Consider the following 1,816-nt stretch of genomic DNA (forward strand, 5'->3'; position numbering starts at 1 on the left):
TTGTCCTTATGTTCCTAACCAAATAAAACCCTACCTTTTGTTTTTATCAGAATACTTTTTAAAGTATACCAATAGATCGTATTAATTTTTAAAATAGCTTTATAGCTATGAGTATTATACCTTTAGAATTACAATAAAATAATAAGCGTTACTTTAACAATATACATTTACTTTCAATAGGTATAATTTGTCTATATTTGAAATATTTGCACTGGTACAAATATAAAACTATTTTACAACTACAAAAACTTTTTGTAAACTTTTTTACAACAATTAAAACATTTATCTAATAAATGAGTAATTATATAGAAGATAAAAACAATAAGATATTACAATTAGCACTAGAAAAACTTAATTTGAGATTCCCTGTGTCAGAAATTTCAAATAAGACAGGAACTTCTAAAGGTAATGTTAGTAACTTTGTAAACAATAAAAAGCCTGTTTCAGATAATTTTTTAAAAGTTTTTATAGAACAATTCGGCTTATCTTTAACTGAACTTACTAAAGAAATTGAGTTGTTGAAGATTGAAAATAGTGATTTTAATTCAATGTATTTGGCATCAGGAGTAGAAGAAAAGTTTGTAGGTATCAACGACAACGATCTGTCTTTATATGTAAAATATAATAAACATCGTCTATTGAAAAATAAACTCTTCAATTCAATAATTAAAAAGGAAGCTTGGGTAATTATTAATAATGAACTATCTAAAGATATTTTAGAGGATAAAAAACAGAGTTAAGAAAAAAATATGCTAAAAATAATTGTTAGAAATTAGCTTTAGTCTCTCAATTATATAAGAAACTTCCCTGCTATTAAAGTTATTAAGTTTTTGTATAGACTCTTTCGCTATTTCAGAAATTTCTTTTTCATTTTCTTCTAACGCTAAATCTATTAGTTTTTGATAATCAGATCTTTTTATGCAATTTTCCTTTATTAGCTTTTTAAGTATTTTCCCTTTTCTGTCACGCATTATTTACTGATTTTTTCAAATATATTCCACATTTCCTTATCAAATTTCTCTTTATCAATTGAGTGTGATTTTGATTCTCTTACAGCTAAAATAAATGAAATTAACTCTCGTACCTTAAATTTTAATCGTTTAGATTGTAATGTTGTTTTAATGAATAAGAAAGTAAAAAGATTATTTATAAGATTGAATAATTCGTTAGAAAAGACAACAATAAGTGTCATTAATAAGGCACATGACCAACCTACTAACTCAGTGTAAAAACCTTCATCAATTTTATCGACTGGTGCAATAATAAATATTAATTGGTAGCAGTATAAAATTATTGTAGGTATTAAAAAAGTTTTAAAACTAATTTCCTTGTTAAATAGATTAATTGGTCTTGGATTTAAAAAAAAGATTGAAATGAATAATATAGGAACAATTTTAGAAATGAAAGCAAATAAAAAAGAATAAGAGTTTGGAAAACCATTAAAATCCCAATCATAACCAAGGATTTTAATGGTTTCAATTTTTGGTAAAAATCTATAGCTAAATAAAAAAAAAGGTAATATAGCTATAGAGAGGTAGCAAAAAATATCTTTTAACTTATTTTTATCCTCTATCTCCTGGTTGTACGTCGTTTTTGTCGATACTTCTTTCATTGGTTATTAATTCATTAGTGTTGTCAGTACAACTTGATAATAAGGTAACACTAATTGAACATAAAAAAATAAATACTACTTTTTTCATTTTACTCTAATTTTAAAATTAATACTAGAGTAAATATAATTGTATTTATGAATGTATAATTACTGATTTAGTGTTCATATATTTCGGGGGTATATGAGCCACTAAATTAATACTTT

The 1,816-nt window shown here is 24.1% G+C and carries 3 protein-coding genes; 1 reads left to right on the forward strand and 2 read right to left on the reverse strand.

Translation table 11 applies throughout. The features are described 5' to 3' along the window. The first annotated feature begins 293 nt into the window (after window positions 1–293). The gene (locus ACKTTC_RS13120; RefSeq protein ID WP_408040290.1) at window positions 294–740 is read left to right on the forward strand and encodes a hypothetical protein; all 447 of its coding nucleotides are present in this window, start codon (window positions 294–296) and stop codon (window positions 738–740) included. Window positions 741–970: 230 nt separating this feature from the next. On the opposite strand, the gene ACKTTC_RS13125 is transcribed toward ACKTTC_RS13120, so the two are convergent. Both ACKTTC_RS13125 and ACKTTC_RS13130 read right to left on the reverse strand, forming a co-directional pair. After that, on the reverse strand, window positions 971–1,612 hold the full coding sequence (locus ACKTTC_RS13125) for a hypothetical protein (protein WP_408040291.1): 642 nt from the start codon (window positions 1,610–1,612) through the stop codon (window positions 971–973). Next, window positions 1,563–1,700 (reverse strand): hypothetical protein, encoded by a 138-nt coding sequence (locus ACKTTC_RS13130; protein ID WP_408040292.1) that lies wholly within the window; start codon window positions 1,698–1,700, stop codon window positions 1,563–1,565. Before ACKTTC_RS13130 ends, ACKTTC_RS13125 begins: the two co-directional genes overlap by 50 nt. Between the last annotated feature and the right edge of the window lie 116 nt (window positions 1,701–1,816).

The sequence above is a fragment of the Tenacibaculum amylolyticum genome, from assembly GCF_964511145.1.
In the GTDB taxonomy this organism is placed as follows: domain Bacteria; phylum Bacteroidota; class Bacteroidia; order Flavobacteriales; family Flavobacteriaceae; genus Polaribacter; species Polaribacter amylolyticum.